This window comes from Dysgonomonas massiliensis (assembly GCF_900240225.1).
Taxonomy (GTDB): domain Bacteria; phylum Bacteroidota; class Bacteroidia; order Bacteroidales; family Dysgonomonadaceae; genus Dysgonomonas; species Dysgonomonas massiliensis.
Map to the genome: position 1 here is coordinate 270,915 of NZ_OEPV01000001.1, position 17,646 is coordinate 288,560.

18 protein-coding genes are annotated in these 17,646 nt (G+C 39.6%); 11 read left to right on the forward strand and 7 right to left on the reverse strand.

All coding sequences use genetic code 11. From position 1 onward, the window contains the following. Positions 1-20: 20 nt before the first annotated feature. Both C1A06_RS01375 and C1A06_RS01380 read left to right on the forward strand, forming a co-directional pair. Positions 21-983 (forward strand): PCMD domain-containing protein, encoded by a 963-nt coding sequence (locus C1A06_RS01375; protein ID WP_101688425.1) that lies wholly within the window; start codon positions 21-23, stop codon positions 981-983. A 57-nt stretch (positions 984-1,040) separates the two neighbouring features. Beyond that, positions 1,041-2,309, forward strand: a complete 1,269-nt coding sequence (locus C1A06_RS01380) for a DUF2851 family protein (protein WP_101688426.1) — start codon at positions 1,041-1,043, stop codon at positions 2,307-2,309. Between the two features lie 7 nt (positions 2,310-2,316). Here the strand turns inward: C1A06_RS01380 and C1A06_RS01385 are convergent, their stop codons facing one another. The 6 genes from C1A06_RS01385 to C1A06_RS01410 form a co-directional block, all read right to left on the reverse strand. Then, positions 2,317-2,643, reverse strand: a complete 327-nt coding sequence (locus tag C1A06_RS01385; protein ID WP_101688427.1) for a hypothetical protein — start codon at positions 2,641-2,643, stop codon at positions 2,317-2,319. 15 nt (positions 2,644-2,658) lie between these two features. After that, positions 2,659-3,795 carry a lipid-A-disaccharide synthase gene (gene lpxB, locus C1A06_RS01390; RefSeq protein ID WP_101688428.1) on the reverse strand — a complete coding sequence of 379 codons (1,137 nt, stop codon included), beginning with the start codon at positions 3,793-3,795 and terminating at the stop codon, positions 2,659-2,661. 20 nt (positions 3,796-3,815) lie between these two features. After that, the gene (surE, locus tag C1A06_RS01395) at positions 3,816-4,586 is read right to left on the reverse strand and encodes a 5'/3'-nucleotidase SurE (RefSeq protein ID WP_101688429.1); all 771 of its coding nucleotides are present in this window, start codon (positions 4,584-4,586) and stop codon (positions 3,816-3,818) included. A 365-nt stretch (positions 4,587-4,951) separates the two neighbouring features. After that, on the reverse strand, positions 4,952-5,320 hold the full coding sequence (locus tag C1A06_RS01400; RefSeq protein WP_101688430.1) for a GntR family transcriptional regulator: 369 nt from the start codon (positions 5,318-5,320) through the stop codon (positions 4,952-4,954). Between the two features lie 6 nt (positions 5,321-5,326). Continuing rightward, positions 5,327-6,082, reverse strand: a complete 756-nt coding sequence (locus C1A06_RS01405) for a hypothetical protein (RefSeq protein ID WP_101688431.1) — start codon at positions 6,080-6,082, stop codon at positions 5,327-5,329. A 13-nt stretch (positions 6,083-6,095) separates the two neighbouring features. Beyond that, a complete protein-coding gene (locus C1A06_RS01410; protein WP_101688432.1) occupies positions 6,096-6,923 on the reverse strand; it encodes an ABC transporter ATP-binding protein in 828 nt (275 codons plus the stop codon). A gap of 230 nt (positions 6,924-7,153) precedes the next feature. Between C1A06_RS01410 and C1A06_RS01415 the strand changes: the two genes are divergently transcribed. From C1A06_RS01415 to rimM, 6 genes are all read left to right on the forward strand, one after another. Further along, positions 7,154-8,557 (forward strand): DHA2 family efflux MFS transporter permease subunit, encoded by a 1,404-nt coding sequence (locus C1A06_RS01415; RefSeq protein WP_101688433.1) that lies wholly within the window; start codon positions 7,154-7,156, stop codon positions 8,555-8,557. 50 nt (positions 8,558-8,607) lie between these two features. After that, positions 8,608-9,180 carry a porin family protein gene (locus C1A06_RS01420; protein ID WP_145996315.1) on the forward strand — a complete coding sequence of 191 codons (573 nt, stop codon included), beginning with the start codon at positions 8,608-8,610 and terminating at the stop codon, positions 9,178-9,180. Positions 9,181-9,220: 40 nt separating this feature from the next. Then, the gene (locus tag C1A06_RS01425) at positions 9,221-10,786 is read left to right on the forward strand and encodes an NAD(P)/FAD-dependent oxidoreductase (protein ID WP_101688435.1); all 1,566 of its coding nucleotides are present in this window, start codon (positions 9,221-9,223) and stop codon (positions 10,784-10,786) included. A 121-nt stretch (positions 10,787-10,907) separates the two neighbouring features. Continuing rightward, positions 10,908-12,671 carry a S41 family peptidase gene (locus tag C1A06_RS01430; protein WP_101688436.1) on the forward strand — a complete coding sequence of 588 codons (1,764 nt, stop codon included), beginning with the start codon at positions 10,908-10,910 and terminating at the stop codon, positions 12,669-12,671. A gap of 23 nt (positions 12,672-12,694) precedes the next feature. Continuing rightward, positions 12,695-13,291, forward strand: coding sequence for a DUF4290 domain-containing protein (locus C1A06_RS01435; protein WP_101688577.1), 597 nt, complete (start codon positions 12,695-12,697; stop codon positions 13,289-13,291). Between the two features lie 12 nt (positions 13,292-13,303). Beyond that, positions 13,304-13,831: a ribosome maturation factor RimM gene (rimM, locus tag C1A06_RS01440; RefSeq protein ID WP_101688437.1), complete on the forward strand. Its 528-nt coding sequence runs from the start codon at positions 13,304-13,306 to the stop codon at positions 13,829-13,831. Between the two features lie 63 nt (positions 13,832-13,894). On the opposite strand, the gene C1A06_RS01445 is transcribed toward rimM, so the two are convergent. Continuing rightward, a complete protein-coding gene (locus C1A06_RS01445; protein WP_101688438.1) occupies positions 13,895-14,791 on the reverse strand; it encodes a hypothetical protein in 897 nt (298 codons plus the stop codon). A gap of 275 nt (positions 14,792-15,066) precedes the next feature. On the opposite strand from C1A06_RS01445, the gene proB reads away from it, so the two are divergent. The 3 genes from proB to C1A06_RS01460 are packed head-to-tail and all read left to right on the forward strand — an operon-like array spanning position 15,067 to position 17,591. After that, on the forward strand, positions 15,067-16,143 hold the full coding sequence (gene proB / locus C1A06_RS01450; RefSeq protein ID WP_101688439.1) for a glutamate 5-kinase: 1,077 nt from the start codon (positions 15,067-15,069) through the stop codon (positions 16,141-16,143). Between the two features lie 9 nt (positions 16,144-16,152). Beyond that, on the forward strand, positions 16,153-17,406 hold the full coding sequence (locus C1A06_RS01455) for a glutamate-5-semialdehyde dehydrogenase (protein WP_101688440.1): 1,254 nt from the start codon (positions 16,153-16,155) through the stop codon (positions 17,404-17,406). Continuing rightward, positions 17,403-17,591, forward strand: coding sequence for a hypothetical protein (locus tag C1A06_RS01460; RefSeq protein WP_101688441.1), 189 nt, complete (start codon positions 17,403-17,405; stop codon positions 17,589-17,591). Before C1A06_RS01455 ends, C1A06_RS01460 begins: the two co-directional genes overlap by 4 nt. The last annotated feature ends 55 nt before the right edge of the window (positions 17,592-17,646 follow it).

Sequence of the window (17,646 nt, forward strand, 5' to 3'; positions counted from 1 at the left end):
TTAGATAAAGGAAAATAAACATGAAAAGAATACTACACATATATATACTTACCTTTATATCGTTGATTATGACCATTGATGTATCGGCTCAGGCCGAACGTAAAGAGATGATCAGCTATGGTAATATGAATACATGGATGGTACGCGAAGTAAAAGAATCGGGTGTCATCGGTGGAAATACAAAGTATATCTATACCTTGGCTAAAGGCGATACGCTGAAAGATAATACGCCTTACAAGAAGAAGGATTCGCCTTGGGCTACATCATCGGTTTTGGCCAAAGTGAGCGGTGTAACGAAAGCTAGCGTAACTGTATTTCCCGAAAGACGGGGAAATGGTTTTGCAGCCCGATTGGAAACTCGTATCGAGAAAGTAAAAGTCTTGGGATTGATAAACATTAATGTATTGGCAAGCGGCACAATATTTCTTGGCGAAATGCTTGAGCCGATAACCGGAACAAGCGATCCGCAAAGTCGTTTAATTACCGGAGTGCCATTTAAGGGAAAGCCAAAAGCTCTGGAGTTTGACTATAAAGTAACTACCGGAGGACAAAGCATCAGATCGACGGGTTTCGGTAAACAGAAAACTTTGGATCAGAGAGATAATGCTCAAGCTTTTTTGCTTTTGCAACGTCGTTGGGAAGATAGTGAAGGAAATATTTATGCTCATCGTGTGGCTACGGGATGGGAGTATTTCTCGAAAACCGTATCGGCTTGGCAAAATGCACATCGTATTCCTTTGTGGTATGGGGATATAAGTGGCCAATCTTATTACAAATCGTATATGAAGCTGATTGATGGCGAAGAAGCTGTTTATGCCCGAAACAGTAAAGGCAAAATGGTGCCAGTGCACGAAGTGGGGTGGGCAAAGGCCGGTGAAGAAGCTACGCATATGATTCTACAATTCTCGTCGAGCAATGGCGGAGCATATATAGGTAGTACGGATAGTAAGTTTTGGGTAGATAATGTGACTCTGGTTTATTGATCTTTGTCGAACTTCATTATCTTTGATACCTTAACCTCTTGATCGAACAAACTACACATGGAAAGTATATTGCACTATGTTTGGCAAAATCGCCTTTTCGACGAAAATCTGACTACAGCCGACGGACTCAGTATCGAAGTAATTGATGTCGGCAGGCTTAATTCGGATGCTGGTCCCGATTTTTTCAATGCAAAAGTGAAGATCGACGGCAAGCTTTGGGCAGGAAATGTAGAGATACATACGGCTGCTTCAGACTGGGAACGACATCGCCATGCCGAAGACAGAGCCTACGACTCTACAATCTTGCATATTGTTGGTCGTGCCGATCGTAAGGATGTAACCAATAGTCAAGGTCGTCAGATACCACAGTGTGCAATCACTTATCCCGATTATATCGACAAAAATTACGAATATTTATTCCGATCGCAATCAGATATTCCATGCGGAAGTTTTATCTCGACTTTATCTCCTATACATATCACATCGTGGATGCAGAATCTGCTATTCGAGCGATTGCAGACCAAAACAGAACGTATTGAACATTTGCTAGAACTATTCAATAATTCGTGGGAAGACGTGTTTTATGTTCTGCTGACTCGCAATTTTGGTTTTGGCTTGAATTCCGATTCATTCGAACGTTTAGCACTAAGTTTACCTTATGCTTATCTACGTAAACATGGCGATAATCTGTTTCAGATCGAAGCTCTGCTTTTCGGACAAGCCGGATTGCTAGATGAGGTAAAACAATCGGACGAATATTTCAGCAGATTGAAACAAGAATACGACTTCTTCAAATCGAAGTTTACGCTTCGACCACTCGAATCGTCAATTTTCAAGACTATGCGATCGCGCCCGTCAGCATTTCCACAAATACGTGTTGCTCAGTTGGCTGCTTTGTTACACTTTACACAAGGTTTGTTCTCGAAAGTAATCAATTGTGAAGATATGGGTCGAATTCGTTTGATGTTTCATGTCAACGCTTCTGAGTATTGGCAAACGCATTATACCTTTGGCCAAGTGTCGGATAAAAAATCAAAGTATTTAGGCGATGCTTCGCTGGATATAATTCTGATCAATACGGTTGCACCGATTCTGTTCGCTTATGGTAAAAGTATCAACGACGATACGTATTGCGAACGAGCTATGCGTTTCTTGGAAACGATAAAAGCAGAGCGAAATACGATTACTCGTCAGTTTGCAGGATATGGCATCCCGATGAATACGGCTTTCGATTCGCAAGCGACCATTCAGCTGAAGAAAGAATATTGTATTCCTCGTAAATGTTTTCAATGCCGTATCGGACACCAGTTGTTGAAAAAGAAGTGAGATCGGATTAATGTCGTTTTCTAATATGTTTCAAAGTATCATTCTCAAATTTGATAGAAATAGAATATAGAGATATTGAGTCTGGATAATATTTGAAGAACTTATATTCATCGTACTCTTTAGTTAAGCTATCTATTCTATGTTTACTTAAATCCGTTCCTTTAAATATATCTGTAACTATATTTAGTTCTTTCTTTAAGAAAACAATTTGATCGTTAGTATAGCTTGCTTCAATGTTTCTCTTGACCTGAAATAGAATAATAAAAACAAGTAAAGCAGTTATAGTTATAGATATAGTAAGACAAATCCAAAATGCTATTTTCCAATTTTTCATATCAGGTATTATGTTTTATTCTCTCAATTTATCCAACATAATCCGTGCAGCCTTTGACGAAGCCCCCGGACTTCCCAGAATATCAATTATACAATCGTATTCAGCGAGCATCTGATTGCGATAAGCTGTATCATTCACTAGCTTGTCAGTTTCCTGAGCAATGGCTTCGACCGAAAAATATTTTGCAAACAGTTCTTGTACAACAGTCTTTCCAGCTATCAGATTAACCAACGAAATATATGGCGAGTTCATCATATTAGCGAAGTACCACGATACAATTTTTGGAATCGGAGTCTCGTAACAAACAACTTGCGGAACGCGAAATAAAGCCGTTTCGAGCGTAGCTGTTCCCGAAGTAACTAGTGCCACATCTGCAAAGGAAAGCAGGCGATATGTTTGTCCGAAGATAATTTTACAATCGTTCGAACCGATGTATTGTTTGTAATAATCAGGCTCGATACCCGGAGCACCGGCAATTACGGGTTGATAGTCTGTAAATCCTTTGATGGCATCAAGCATGTAAGGCAGATTATCTTTAATCTCTTGCTGGCGGCTACCGCATAGAATGGCCATGATTGGACGATCATCAAGATTATTTTCGGCGATCAGTTTCTCGCGTGTATCGCAGCTGTTGTCTTCGCGGAATTTGGCAACGGCGTCCACAGTCGGATTACCAACGTAGTGTACCTTGTATTTGTGTTTTTCGAAGAAAGGGACTTCGAAAGGCAGGATACAGAACATCTCGTCTACATATTTCTTGAACTGTTTGACGCGATATTCTTTCCAAGCCCACACTTTTGGCGAAATATAGTAGTAGACAGGTATCTCAGTTTTCTGATGAACATATTTGGCAATTTTCAGATTGAAGCCGGGATAGTCGATCAGAATGACTACATCGGGCTGATAGGCTACAATTTCTTCCTGACACATCTTCATGTTACGAAGAATTGTACGCAGATTGAGCAGTACGGGAACGAATCCCATGAAAGCCAGCTCGCGGTAATGTTTAATCAGTCTTCCGCCCTGAGCCTGCATCAGATCGCCTCCAAAGAATGCAAATTCTGCATTCGAATCTTCTTTCTTCAAAGCTGCCATCAAGTTCGATCCGTGTAGGTCGCCCGAAGCTTCACCTGCTACCAAAAAATATTTCATTCAATTATTATTGTCGTTGTTTATTTTTCTAGACTTTTCAGTCCATCTAGTGTACAATATGCCGTAGCATCCACATTGATAGGAACTACAGATATATAACCCTGAGCCAATGCATATTCGTCGGTTTTGGTATTATCTGGTTCGTCGTTACGGAAACGGCCGGTCAGCCAGTATATTTTCTGATCGTAACCATCGATTCCTTCTCTGAATTCTTCTACCCATTGGCCCATTGCTTGTTGACATACGCGAATACCTTTTAGGTCGTTCCCCATGGGAATATTCACGTTGAGGCAAACTCCGGCAGGAAGTTTCGTTTCATATACTTGTTTGCAGATGTCAAGAATGAATGGTTTTGCTGGATCGAAATCAGCATCGCTGTGATGATCGAGAAGCGAAAATCCGACAGACGGAATCTTGAAGATACAACCTTCGATTGCAGCTCCCATAGTTCCCGAGTAGTGTACGCAAATCGAAGCATTTGATCCGTGATTGATTCCCGTAACTACCATATCGGGCTGACGATCTTTCAGAATTTGGCTCAATCCCAATTTTACACAATCGACGGGAGTTCCCGTACACGAATATATTTTCAGTAATTCAGTATCTTTTACCTGACGCACTCTGATGGGATGCAATGATGTGATTGCGCTCGACATGCCCGAACGAGGTCCGTCGGGAGCCACTACTATAAGTTCTGCAAAATCCTTAAGGGCATCAATTAATTCATTGATACCCTTAGCCTGATAGCCATCATCGTTAGTGATGAATATTAGAGGTCTGTTTTCTGTCATTTTCTCAGTTTGTATGTTGAATGACAAAGATACATTTTTTTTAGCATTTCTGCAGCCTGCACATACCAACGATGATGAGCTGATTTACTTAGTGGGTACTAATATCAAAATATAATCAGAGGCTTCAGTTCTTGTCAAAAAAGGCTGTATATTGCATAAGCTAACAGTGCAATTACCGGTATTATAAAACCGCATAGCATGGGTGATACGAATCTTTCCATTCTTTAAGTGTTTTTTTGTTGTTGATTAAAACCCAAGAGTATTATATCTTTCTGCAATGCTGTATAATGAGAGGTATACCATTGATAGAATACAAACTAATGCAATTGTAAAAATAGATGCTAGCACTATGTTGGCATATTTTTTCATTTTTCTGTTTTTTTGAAGTTATTGTATTTTTCGGTTATCTCTTCGATAGATATTTCTAATGAATCCATCGTATGGAATGTTACGGGTAATATTTCTTCAAAGAACTCTTTCTTACGAATACTGCGGATTCGTTTCGATGCTAGTTCTTCAACGTAATAACCCATTCCGCGCTTAGGGTAAATAATCTCCTCGGTCTGCATATACTCATATGCGCGCATTACCGTATTAGGATTCACTTGAAGTTGTACTCCCAGTTCTCTTACCGAAGGTATTCGTTCGGCAGGCTTCCATTCATTCTCCAACACTCGATCGAAGCAAAAATCGACTATCTGCATGTATATTGGTTTGTTCGATTTGAAGTCCATAATTTGTTAAATTTCGGTTTCACGCATTTTTAACATGCATACTATCCATGGTCCCAGAGGGAAAAGAAGTGCTAGAATATATTGAGGTATTGTAGTAGCGTAGTCTAGATTACTAGCTGTAATATCTACACTCACATCCACAGCCTTGTAGGTGTCAAAATCTCCGAAAGTAAGAACTGATACAAGCAACGAAAGAGCAGTAACCACTAACATGCAGCCAATGATTGTTGCTGTCGATTTAATGAGTGTGTAACGTCTGAAATAGTAATAGCCAACCCAATAGAATGATTGGAATATTGCCACCATTAACAGTTCTTTGTATGTAAATATTTTTGTAACATCAAAAGCATTTATAATTGCATCTGCATTATTACTAGATAATAAAGCTGCGGTTTGTGATAGGATATATACTGTACCTAGTATCAATAAAGGAATGATCAATGTATAATTTAGGAGCCTGACTAGAAATTTTTCGAAATACGATACAGGTAAAATAAAGTCGAAAATACTATTATTCTTGCTGATTGTTTTCTCAAAAAAGCAAGGTGCTAACACAATTACTACAGTGCTTAAAGGAATAGCACCATAGATTATTGGAATAGTAATGTAAGGTATAAGCATTGGTACAAAAATAAATAATAACAGCCCTACCACTGTGTAACCGCCTACAATGAGCAAAGAATACAAGTATTGCTTTGAGTGTGTTGTTGCAAACGTTTTCGCATATTTCAAGAAACGATTTATATTGAATATTGAGTTCATGATATGTAGATTATTAGATGTTAAATAATTCTTTGAACTGGGCCTTGTCACGGACAGCTGCATTGAATAAAGCTTCGATATTAATCGTGCTTTCTTCGTTGTCGAAATTTGGTGTAACACTTATGTGTCCCTGCATTGTAGGCTCGCTGTACAAGGCGTTTGGTAGTGGCGCCGATGTGCAATTGAATTTGAGTTTAGCCGTAATCTCTTCGACCGAATTATTTACAAGTACTTCGTTGCGATCGAGAATAATGATCGGATCGATGATATTTTCGAGGTCGCGAACCTGATGTGTTGAAACGATAATACATTTTTCCTTGTCTGCAACCGAAGCCAGCAAGCGGCGGAAAATTGCTTTCGACGGAATATCCAATCCATTTGTAGGTTCGTCGAGTAGTGTAAGTGGCGTGTTTACTGCAAGCGTAAACGATATCATCGATTTTTTGCGCTGTCCGAGCGACATTTCAGTCATCTTTTGATTCGGATCTACGTTGAATTCTTTCAGATACGACTGAAATTGCTCGTCGCTAAAATTCGGATAGAAAACCGAATTTACTTTTGCGAATTTGTTTGGAGACATAGCTGGTGCGTCAAATTCTTCGGGTAAGAAGAATAGCTTTTCCAGCATTTGTGGTTGTCTTTTATACGAATCGTATTCGTGAACCTTGCAAGTTCCACTAGTTGCAAATCGCAGTCCGCTGATAATATGTAGTAGTGTAGATTTTCCTACGCCATTTTCGCCAAGAAGACCATATATTCCACTTTTCATCTCGAAAGAAACATTGTCGAAGATGAGGTTTTTTTTCTTGTAAGCAAAGCTTAGATTTTCAATTTTTACCATAATATATATGTTTATGTTTGGTGTATTAGTATTCTAGTACACCGCAAATGTAGCGTATGTTTTTTGATTACCAAATTTTTTGGGGAATAATTTTATCAATTTCTGATAAATATGACCTAAATAGTCTCAAACTAAAGAAATACAGATCTGATTATCGTAAAAATAGCTATGCAACATAAAATTTGTGCTAAATGTTGTACCTTTGTACTATTGGAAAAGGGTATAGGTAGATGAAGTTAAAACGTTCGACGACAATTGCTTTGACGGTGGCAGTTGCATTTTTTATGCAAAATCTGGATACGACAGCCGTCAATACGGCTATTCCGGCAATGGCACGTTCGTTCGATACCGATGTCATACACCTCAGTGCAGGTATAACTTCCTATATGATAGCTCTGGCTATATTCATTCCCGTCAGCGGATGGATTGCCGATCGCTTCGGGACACGTAAAGTATTTTGTACGGCCGTAGCTTTATTTATCATAGCATCCATTCTTTGTGGATCGTCGCAAACACTTCCTCAATTTGTATTGTTCCGTGTCTTTCAAGGGATAGCGGGAGCCATGATGACCCCCGTTGGTCGATTGGCCGTATTGAAGGCTACACCTAAAAGCGAATTGGTATCGGCTATGAATTATATAACGATGCCTGCTTTGGTAGCACCAATACTTGGTCCTTTGGTGGGTGGATATCTGGCTACTTACTGGACTTGGCATTGGATATTTTTGTTGAATGTACCGATCAGTATTATCTGTATCATTCTGGCTTGGCGATTGATGCCCAAAGACGATGAGGCGCACGAAGGTAAGAAGCATTTCGATATGGTTGGCTTTGTGCTGAGCGGATTGGGATTGGCAGGATTCATGATGGGAGTGCAGATGTTTAGTCAGGAAGGAGTAGCCTATTATGTTCCAGTTATTGTTATTCTGATCAGTGTATCGCTCATTTTGTTCAATATGCGATATGCACGTCATACATCGAACCCGATGATCGATTATTCGATCTTGAAAATATTGACTTATCGCATGACTGTAACAGTAGGAACTATCACACGTATGATGATTGGCGTAACGCCTTATCTCGTACCACTGATGTTTCAGATCGGCTTTGGTCTGTCGCCTTTCGAGTCGGGATTGTTGTTTGCGGCTACCATGTTGGGCAATTTGTCGATGAAGACGCTGACTGTTCAGACTATACGTCGTTTCCCGTTTAAGCGTATTCTTATCGTAAACGGCATTTTAATTGGTATCTTTACTGGCTGTATTGCTTTTCTGCAAGCCGATACGCCCGTTTGGATTATCGTAACGGTAATGTTTCTGACCGGAGCTGTCCGTTCTATGCAGTTTACAAGTATCACGACATTGGCTTTTGCCGATATTCCCGAAAAGAAAATGACTTCGGCCAATTCGTTTTACAGTACCATTCAGCAAATGTCGGCCGGAATGGGTATCGCCATGGGAGCGGTAGTACTTCGATTTTCTCATCAGATAAATGGAGGGCTTCCCGGTAATTATAATATGCCGGATTTTAAACTGGCTTTTATCGCAATAGCTATACTAAGTATTGTTCATTTAGTGGGATATCGAAAATTGCCGTCCGATGCAGGAGATATTCTTCGTCAAAAGACGAAATAACAAATAAGTGTCTTATTCGATAAGTACTCATTTAAAAAAAGAAGAAGATTATGAAGAAATGTCTGTTTTTATTTTTGCTTTTGGCAATGATAGTTCCTACTATGAATGCTCAATTTACAGTTGTAAGAAAGCAGAAAACCGGATTTGATCCTGATAAATTGATTTTTGGAGGTGGTATTAGTGCCGGTTTTTCGAGTGATTACTGGACTCTTGGTGTATCACCTCAGGTGGGATACCGATTGACCGACAGATTTGATGTCGGTGTAGGGCTAGGTTATAATTATGCTAAATGGGATAATAAGGTTTATCTTGCTGATGGTGATGGCTCGTGGACAACAGCGTCGAATAAATACTCGGAGAGCAGTGTGAGTCTGAATCTATTTGCACATTATTACCCATGGAAAGCTCTTGTACTGAGTGTGAAGCCCGAACTGATGCGTACGTGGTACAATCAGAAATTGAACGGAGTAAAATTTTCTACTGAAAAACTTGTACCTGCAGTGGTCGTAGGTGCCGGTGTATACTTAAGACCGATGATGCTGCTACTGAATTATGAACTTATACAAAATGATTATTCGCCATATAATGATAATGTGTTTTTTAGTGTTGGATTTTTTATCTAAGCTAAAGTGTGCGAATTACGATGGATTACAAAAATAATAAATGATAAAAGATATAGATTTCCGAGTAAGCCCCAAGCTGGCTTCTGATATGCAGTATCTGCATACATTATTCGCTAAAACAGCAGGCGTTTCTGTTGAAGATTTACACGCGATACGCATCATCCGCAGATCGATAGATGCTCGTCAGCGCAATATCATAATTAATCTGAAGTTGCGTGGCTATATCAATGAAGATCAGACCGAACCCGAGTTCGACGAGATTGTATATCCCAATGTTGCCGATTCCAAACATCAGGCTATCGTGGTGGGAGCAGGCCCTGCGGGATTGTTCGCCGCACTGAAGCTGATTGAGGAGGGTATTCGCCCGATAATCGTAGAACGTGGAAAAAATGTACGCGATCGGAAAAAAGATACAGCGATCTTGAATCGTACGCATGTGGTAGATCCCGAATCGAATTATTGTTTCGGCGAAGGAGGTGCAGGAGCGTATTCGGACGGAAAACTATATACTCGCAGTAAGAAACGTGGTAACGTAAACAAGATACTGAATGTATTTTGCCAATACGGAGCGAATACCGAAATTTTGATTGATGCACATCCGCATATAGGGACAGATAAATTGCCCGGAATCATCGAGCGTATGCGCGAACAGATTATCGAGTCGGGTGGGGAAGTGTATTTCCAGACCAAGATGACCCGATTGATAATAGAAGGAGATGAAGTGCGAGGAATAGAAACTAATACGGGACAGACTTTCATGGGACAAGTGATTCTGGCAACCGGACACTCGGCGCGTGATGTGTATTATATGTTGCATGATCAGAAAGTGAAGATCGAGGCAAAAGGTTTGGCAGTAGGTTTCCGTATCGAACACCGTGCCGAACTGATTGATCAGATTCAGTATCATTCGACCGAAGGACGTGGAAAATACTTGCCGGCTGCCGAATACAGTTTTGTAGCTCAGGCAGGGAATCGTGGCGTTTATTCGTTTTGTATGTGTCCCGGAGGTGTTATCGTTCCAGCGGCAAGTGGTCCTGAACAATTAGTTGTGAATGGTATGTCGGCTTCGGTACGAGGATCAAGCTGGTCAAACTCGGGTCTTGTGGTTGAGGTGCATCCCGTAGATTTTCCCGAGTATGCCAAATTTGGTGATCTGGCAATGCTCAAATTTCAGGAAGATTTGGAAAAACGCGCTTGGATAGAAGGTGGTCAAACACAAGTTGCACCTGCTCAGCGTGTTTATGACTTTATAAATAACCGAAAAAGCGCAACATTACCGAAAACTTCGTATCAACCGGGAGTTGTATCGTCGCCTATGCACGAATGGATGCCACGCTTTGTGACTGTTCGTATTCAAGAAGGGCTTCAAAAAGTAGGGAAACAAAGCAAAGGATACTTGACGAATGAGGCTATGTTGTTGGGTGTGGAAAGTCGTACATCGTCGCCAATACGCGTTTTACGCGATTCGGAAACTATGCAGCACGTTGTCTTGAAAGGATTGTATCCTTGTGGCGAAGGAGCCGGATATGCAGGAGGTATCGTTTCGGCCGGTATAGATGGTGAACGTTGTGCCGAAGCCGTTGCAAAATCGCTTAAAACTGTGTAATAATAGTTGCAATTTGTAATTTTAAACAATCAAAAGACTGTATATCACGATAAAAAATAGTTTCTTTGCTATTCGTAAAAAACTTGTTATATTATAATAGTTGAAACAACGATTTGACTAAATGAAAAATAAATTAATACTCGCCGTAACTCTACTCATTGCATCGACAAGCATATTTGCTCAGAACGATGCTAAAAAAGCTCAGGAACGTTATTTCGAAATCAACAAGAATATCGAAATATTCAATTCGTTGCTTCGTGAACTTGACTTGTTCTATGTCGATTCGCTCGATGTGAAAAAGACAGTCAAAACAGGTATAGTAAGCATGCTGAACAGCTTGGATCCGTATACCGAATATTATGACGAAGAAGAACTGAAAGAGTTTAAAACGATGACTACGGGCGAATATGCCGGAGTAGGTTCTACTATTGTACATAAAGACAGTATGGTTGTATTTTCTGAACCATTCGAAGGCAAACCTGCAGCTAAAGCAGGAATCAAAGCCGGAGATATTATTCTGGAAATTGATGGTGTGGATATGACCAAAACAGCAAAGAAAGAAGGCGAGCCCTATGCGCAGACTCTTAACTCGTTTGTAAGTGCTTCGCTAAAAGGTCAACCGGGAACTACTGCCGAAGTAAAAATTCAACGCCCTGGCGAGAAGAAACCTCGTGTGATAAAAATTACACGTGAAAAAATAGTAATGGATGCCGTATCATATTATGGAATGCTGAATTCTGAAATAGGATACATCAATCTGAATAGTTTTACGGATAAGAGTGCTGCTGAAACGAAAGAAGCTTTCTTGGCTCTGAAAAGCCAAGGCATGAAATCGTTGATTTTCGATCTTCGTGGAAATGGTGGAGGTATCTTGGAAGACGCTGTTCAGATAGTGAATATGTTTGTTCCGAAAGGAAAAGTTATCGTTTCCACAAAAGGAAAGTTGAAGCAATGGGATCGTACATATCGTACAACGCTGGAACCAATCGATACAGAGATGCCTATAGTTGTACTTGTCGATAAAGGATCTGCTTCGGCATCGGAGATTGTTGCCGGATCGTTGCAAGACCTCGATAGAGGTGTATTGGTAGGTGAACGTACTTTCGGTAAAGGATTGGTGCAATCGCCACGCGAATTGCCTTATGGAAGCAGTTTCAAGGTAACAACATCGAAATATTATATTCCTAGCGGACGTTGCGTGCAAGCAATCGACTATTCGCATCGCAATGCTGATGGAAGTGTGGGTGCAATTCCCGATAGCTTGACTACGGTATTTAAAACCGAAAAAGGACGCTTGGTTCGCGATGGAGGAGGCGTTTCGCCCGATGTGGTTCTTCCTGAAGAAAAAGTAGTTACCATTTCGTTTTATCTCGAACGTCAGTTTATCGTATTCGACTGGGTATCGGACTGGGTAAGTAAACATAAAAAAATAGCTCCGGCTAAAGAATTCTCGATCTCTGATGTAGATTATGAGAATTTCAAGGAGTTTGTGAAATCGAAAGACTTCGAATACGATCGTATGAGCGAAAAGAGTATGAAATCGTTGAAAGAAGTAATGGAATTCGAAGGTTATATGAAGACTGCTTCGGAAGAATTCAAAGCTTTGGAAGCTAAGTTAGTTCCAAATTTGGATCGTGACCTCGAAACGTTCAAAGACGAAATAATGGAACAAATCAATGCCGAAATTGCGAAGCGTTACTATTATCAGAAAGGAAGCTTCGAAGTGGTATTGAAGAATGATAAAGGAATAGAAAAAGCTGTCGGAATACTAAAAGACAGTAATACGTACAATGATCTTTTGACTGTGAAAGCGGATGAAGTGATCGGCGACAAAAAGGATAAAGATCAAAATACTGAAGATAATAATACAGAGGACAAAGAATGATAAACAGAGTAGAAACCATTGATATGGAATACAATACACAGTTAAAAAAACTCGCACTTCCCGAATACGGAAGAAACATACAAAATATGGTAGACTATTGTCTAACCATACAAGACAGAGATGAGCGTACACGCTGTGCTTATGCAATTATCGGTACAATGGGAAACCTTTTTCCTCATTTGCGTGACGTGAGTGATTTCAAACATATGCTGTGGGATCATCTGGCTATTATGGCCGATTTCCAGTTGGATATTGATTATCCATACGAAGTAGTAACGAAAGAAGAACTACACTCGAAACCGGGAAAGGTTGAATATAATCAGCATAAGATGCATTACCGTCATTATGGTAAAAATCTGGAAACACTGATCGATATTTTGGCAGAGGAAACATTTGATAATCCAGAAGAAAAAGAACAACTTACATGGCTTGTACTGACACATATGAAAAAGTCGTATATGCAGTGGAACAAAGAAGTTGACGATCAGAAAATCGTATTCGATCTTTATGAACTATCGAAAGGGAAAATCGATCTTCGCGAAGCAAATATAAAATTGCCCGATATGAAAGATGTGGTTAATCAGCCACAACGTAATCAGGGTAAAAAGAAGAAAAAATAAGCATATATACCGATGATCAAAGAAAGCGAAGTTTTCAAGATAGGTAAGTTTGTTAAGCCTCACGGTATCAAAGGGGAAATATCATTTGCATTCGATAATGATATTTTCGATCGTGTAGATTGCCCTTATTTGGTATGCAAAATAGATGGGATTTTTGTTCCATTTTTCATCGAAGAATACCGTTTTAAAGGATCGGAGACAGCTCTGATCATATTCGAAGACGTGGATGACGAGAAAAAAGCGCAGCGTTTTTCGGGTTTGGATGTCTATTTCCCGCGTACTTATCTGGAAGAAGCTCAGGAAGATGAAGATTTGGAGTATTCATGGCAGTTCTTTATGGGTTTCAAAGTAATCGATAAGAAATACGGCGAACTGGGTACAATAGAAGCGATTGATGAATCGACTATCAATACACTATTCGTGGTGGTAAATGGGGACAAAGAGCATCTTATCCCCGCAGTAGAAGAATTTATCGAAGAAATTGATGCTAAAAATAAAGTATTACGAACAAAACTGATCGAAGGATTGATAGAAGAATAAGAAAAGCCCCGAGTAAAGGGGCTTTTCTTATCATATTTTATGTCTAGATTAGGATAAAACCTCCTAATCTTTTATATCGATAGTTACCAGATCGGGTTCGAATGCCGACATATATGCTTCGATAGTACAAGTAGCCTCGCCCAGAAGTGGATAGCTGGGTTTATAGACATCCAAAAGATCCTCCTTAAAAATGGCTTTACCTATCTCAAACTCATAACAGATACCATTTCTAATTTCACCTTTCAGGAAATCAATAGCCTTGGAAAAAGTAGTTGTAGAGCTATTTCTCATTGTATATTTGTGAGTAACTGTTTTATCATCTTCTACTATGTTAAGACTGATGGAATAAATATCGTCCTCCTTTTCAATCTTATAAGTGCCTCGATGTAGAGTATTCCCTTCATCGGCATCCTGATACGACTCGAAAATATACATTTTATCATTTTCTTCCGATCCGACGTTCCCCATCAAGGCAAGGTAATAACCTGGCTGCAAAAGTGCATTGTCTAAAATATCTTTCATTATTTTAGAATCTGCATTCGGATCATCGTTAGATTCTACTATAATGACGTTTGAAAACATATTACTCATTTGAAGAAGCAGATATCTTGCTGTAACACGTATTTCCAGTTCTTTCGATTCTTTGCTTACATTGTCTACTACAGTCAATGCCGTAGTCCCCTTTTTAAGGCCATATAATCGGATTCCTCCGAAGCGATGATACTCAGTAGCATTTTCGTATTTCACATCCAAAATGCTTTTATCTTCAACAATAAAGGAGTAGTCCTTATTGCCACTTTCAATTTGAATATATCTATCCGCATCAATAGGAACATTGAAACGGTTTTCGGAGATGGATAATGGGAGTGAATCGGATTCTTTGTCATCATCACTACAAGATACCATTACGGTCATGATTAATGACAACAATAAAAGAAGTGTTTTAATCTTAGTTTTCATATTTATATTATTTAGGGTCTTATGTCTGCAAATATACTGATTAAAATTGTACGGTTTATGGTTTTCTATATAAACTATGGGCAGTAGTTAATTGGTTTTATTGTGTAAATTGTGGAAAATTACTATTTTAAAAATAGTTCGATTATCTCTTCGAAATAATTATTGTAACAGAAGTAATGAACTTGTAGCTCCTTATTACTGTTAGTTTAATATGTTTAAGTAGTATTGATTTGAAATAAATTATAACTTTGTTAGTCTACATATATAAATGCAAGATGAAAGAACGTTTAGTTATCAAAATAGGTAGCAATTTGCTTACCCGTAAAGACGGGATGCTGGATGTTACTCAAATGTCGGCACTGGTAGATCAGATTGCCGATCTTCACAAGCGTGGATACGAAATCATCGTTGTGTCGTCAGGAGCAGTTGCTGCAGGGCGCGCACAATTGAAAAATACGTCGAAGCTAGATACAGTATCGGCTCGCCAGTTATATTCGGCAGTTGGGCAAGCTAAGCTCATAAATCGCTATTATGACTTATTTAGCCAGCATCAGATTACCTGCGGGCAGGTGTTGACTACGAAAGAAGATTTTGCAACACGCCGTCATTATCTGAATCAGCGCAGCTGCATGGAGACGATGATCGAAAACGGAGTGATTCCTATCGTAAACGAAAACGATACAATTTCGGTCAATGAACTGATGTTTACCGATAACGATGAACTCTCGGGCTTGGTAGCCGCTATGACCGATAGCAGGAAATTAATTATCCTGAGTAATATTGACGGAATCTATAATGGAAATCCGAGCAATCCCGAATCGAAAGTAATTACCCGAATAGATGTTCGTAAAGATAATATCGAAGACTTTATACAAAGCTCGAAATCGTCGGTAGGACGGGGCGGAATGCAAACAAAGTATAACATTGCACGTAAAGTTGCCGAAGAAGGAATAGAAGTTGTTATAGCTAATGGAAGACGTACAAATATACTTGCTGATATTATTTCGAACTCGGAAACCGTATGTACGCGATTCCTCCCTTCGCCAAAGGATGTATCGAGTATCAAGAAATGGATTGCTCATTCGGATGGTTTTGCCAAAGGCGAAGTGCATATCAATGAAGGAGCGAAAGAAGCTTTGCTTGGCGAGAAAGCGGTCAGCCTTTTACCAATTGGAGTGACTCGTATAGAAGGTGCTTTCGAAGAAGACGATATCGTGCGCATTATCGATCCAGAAGGTCGATTTATGGGAGTAGGGCGCAGCTCGTACGATAACCAGACAGCGCAGCAAATGATAGGAAAAAGTAACCAAAGACCAATCGTACACTACGATTATTTATATATTGAATATTAACTAAATATTATGGACGACTATTTAAAGTGTAACTTTCAGACTGTAGCCGATGCGGCACGATCGCTGAGTTTACTTGACGACAAAACAATCAACACTGTTTTGGAGGCAATAGCCAAAGAAACCGAATCGAGCATGTTTCATATCCTATCAGAGAACGAGAAAGATCTGAAATTAATGGATATCAGTAACCCAAAATACGATCGCTTACTTCTGAATGGAGAACGGATTCGAAATATAGTAAGTGATATCAGAAACGTAATTTTATTAGAATCACCCGTTGGACGTACACTTGAGAAACGTACACTCGAAAATGGACTGAGATTATCTAAGGTGACAGTTCCTTTCGGTGTGGTAGGTATTATATACGAGGCGCGCCCGAATGTTACTTTCGACGTATTTTCTTTATGCTTTAAATCGCGAAATGCTTGTATTTTGAAAGGTGGTAGCGACGCTAAATATTCGAATACTGCCATCGTAGATATAATTAGAAACGTACTAGATGAATATAATATCAATCCGAATATTTGTACACTGCTACCTACAGGCTATGATGCTACGGAAGAATTGCTGAATGCCAGAAAGTATGTCGATCTTATTATCCCGCGCGGAGGAAAAGAATTGATAGAATTTGTACGTAATAATTCCAAAATACCGGTAATTGAAACCGGGGCGGGGGTGTGTCATACCTATTTTCATAAGTCGGGTGATCTGGACAAAGGCCGTCGGATCATAACCAATGCAAAGACTCGTAAAGTGAGTGTCTGCAACACGCTGGATTGTTTGATTGTCGATCGTGATCGTTTGAGTGACTTATCGACCTTGTGTAGCGATCTGTCGCAGAAAAATGTGATTATTTATGCCGATAAGCCGGCTTTCGAAAGCTTGAAAGGAAATTATCCATCCAACTTACTCGAACATGCAACTGATGAAAGTTTCGGTACAGAGTTCCTTGACTATAAAATGGCAATCAAGACCGTTAATTCGATGGACGAAGCATTGGATCATATTGCCGAATACAGCTCGAAACATAGCGAAGCTATTGTAAGTGAAGATCGCGAAGCCAGCCTTAAATTCGAGAAGATGGTAGATGCAGCTTGTGTATATGTCAATGTCTCTACAGCTTTCACTGATGGAGCACAATTCGGGATGGGAGCCGAAATAGGTATAAGTACACAAAAATTACACGCACGCGGCCCGATGGCTTTACCCGAATTATGTACCTATAAATGGATTGTTGAGGGAGACGGACAAGTGAGAGTATGACAAAGAAAAAGAAGAATAAAGTAAAGCTGAAAATATCAGTTAACGATTATATCAAAGCGGTGAAAAAAGCTGATCGCGAAGCACAATTGGAGCAGTCGGCAGGTTGGCAGCGTGTGACCAAAGTTCATAAGAGTAAAAAGGTATACGATCGAAAGAAGTATAAAAAGAATACGACCGATGAATAAATATACATTATTCGCTATTTTGTGTGAAAGATGTGTATAAATATAAGTTAAGTCT

What these genes read in the sequence shown, in the direction of transcription:
- C1A06_RS01375 (WP_101688425.1), top strand. Translation starts at nt 21, where the DNA reads ATGAAAAGAATACTACACATATATATACTTACCTTTATATCGTTGATT.
- C1A06_RS01380 (WP_101688426.1), top strand. Translation starts at nt 1,041, where the DNA reads ATGGAAAGTATATTGCACTATGTTTGGCAAAATCGCCTTTTCGACGAA.
- C1A06_RS01385 (WP_101688427.1), bottom strand. Translation starts at nt 2,643, where the DNA reads ATGAAAAATTGGAAAATAGCATTTTGGATTTGTCTTACTATATCTATA.
- lpxB (WP_101688428.1), bottom strand. Translation starts at nt 3,795, where the DNA reads ATGAAATATTTTTTGGTAGCAGGTGAAGCTTCGGGCGACCTACACGGA.
- surE (WP_101688429.1), bottom strand. Translation starts at nt 4,586, where the DNA reads ATGACAGAAAACAGACCTCTAATATTCATCACTAACGATGATGGCTAT.
- C1A06_RS01400 (WP_101688430.1), bottom strand. Translation starts at nt 5,320, where the DNA reads ATGGACTTCAAATCGAACAAACCAATATACATGCAGATAGTCGATTTT.
- C1A06_RS01405 (WP_101688431.1), bottom strand. Translation starts at nt 6,082, where the DNA reads ATGAACTCAATATTCAATATAAATCGTTTCTTGAAATATGCGAAAACG.
- C1A06_RS01410 (WP_101688432.1), bottom strand. Translation starts at nt 6,923, where the DNA reads ATGGTAAAAATTGAAAATCTAAGCTTTGCTTACAAGAAAAAAAACCTC.
- C1A06_RS01415 (WP_101688433.1), top strand. Translation starts at nt 7,154, where the DNA reads ATGAAGTTAAAACGTTCGACGACAATTGCTTTGACGGTGGCAGTTGCA.
- C1A06_RS01420 (WP_145996315.1), top strand. Translation starts at nt 8,608, where the DNA reads ATGAAGAAATGTCTGTTTTTATTTTTGCTTTTGGCAATGATAGTTCCT.
- C1A06_RS01425 (WP_101688435.1), top strand. Translation starts at nt 9,221, where the DNA reads ATGATAAAAGATATAGATTTCCGAGTAAGCCCCAAGCTGGCTTCTGAT.
- C1A06_RS01430 (WP_101688436.1), top strand. Translation starts at nt 10,908, where the DNA reads ATGAAAAATAAATTAATACTCGCCGTAACTCTACTCATTGCATCGACA.
- C1A06_RS01435 (WP_101688577.1), top strand. Translation starts at nt 12,695, where the DNA reads ATGGAATACAATACACAGTTAAAAAAACTCGCACTTCCCGAATACGGA.
- rimM (WP_101688437.1), top strand. Translation starts at nt 13,304, where the DNA reads ATGATCAAAGAAAGCGAAGTTTTCAAGATAGGTAAGTTTGTTAAGCCT.
- C1A06_RS01445 (WP_101688438.1), bottom strand. Translation starts at nt 14,791, where the DNA reads ATGAAAACTAAGATTAAAACACTTCTTTTATTGTTGTCATTAATCATG.
- proB (WP_101688439.1), top strand. Translation starts at nt 15,067, where the DNA reads ATGAAAGAACGTTTAGTTATCAAAATAGGTAGCAATTTGCTTACCCGT.
- C1A06_RS01455 (WP_101688440.1), top strand. Translation starts at nt 16,153, where the DNA reads ATGGACGACTATTTAAAGTGTAACTTTCAGACTGTAGCCGATGCGGCA.
- C1A06_RS01460 (WP_101688441.1), top strand. Translation starts at nt 17,403, where the DNA reads ATGACAAAGAAAAAGAAGAATAAAGTAAAGCTGAAAATATCAGTTAAC.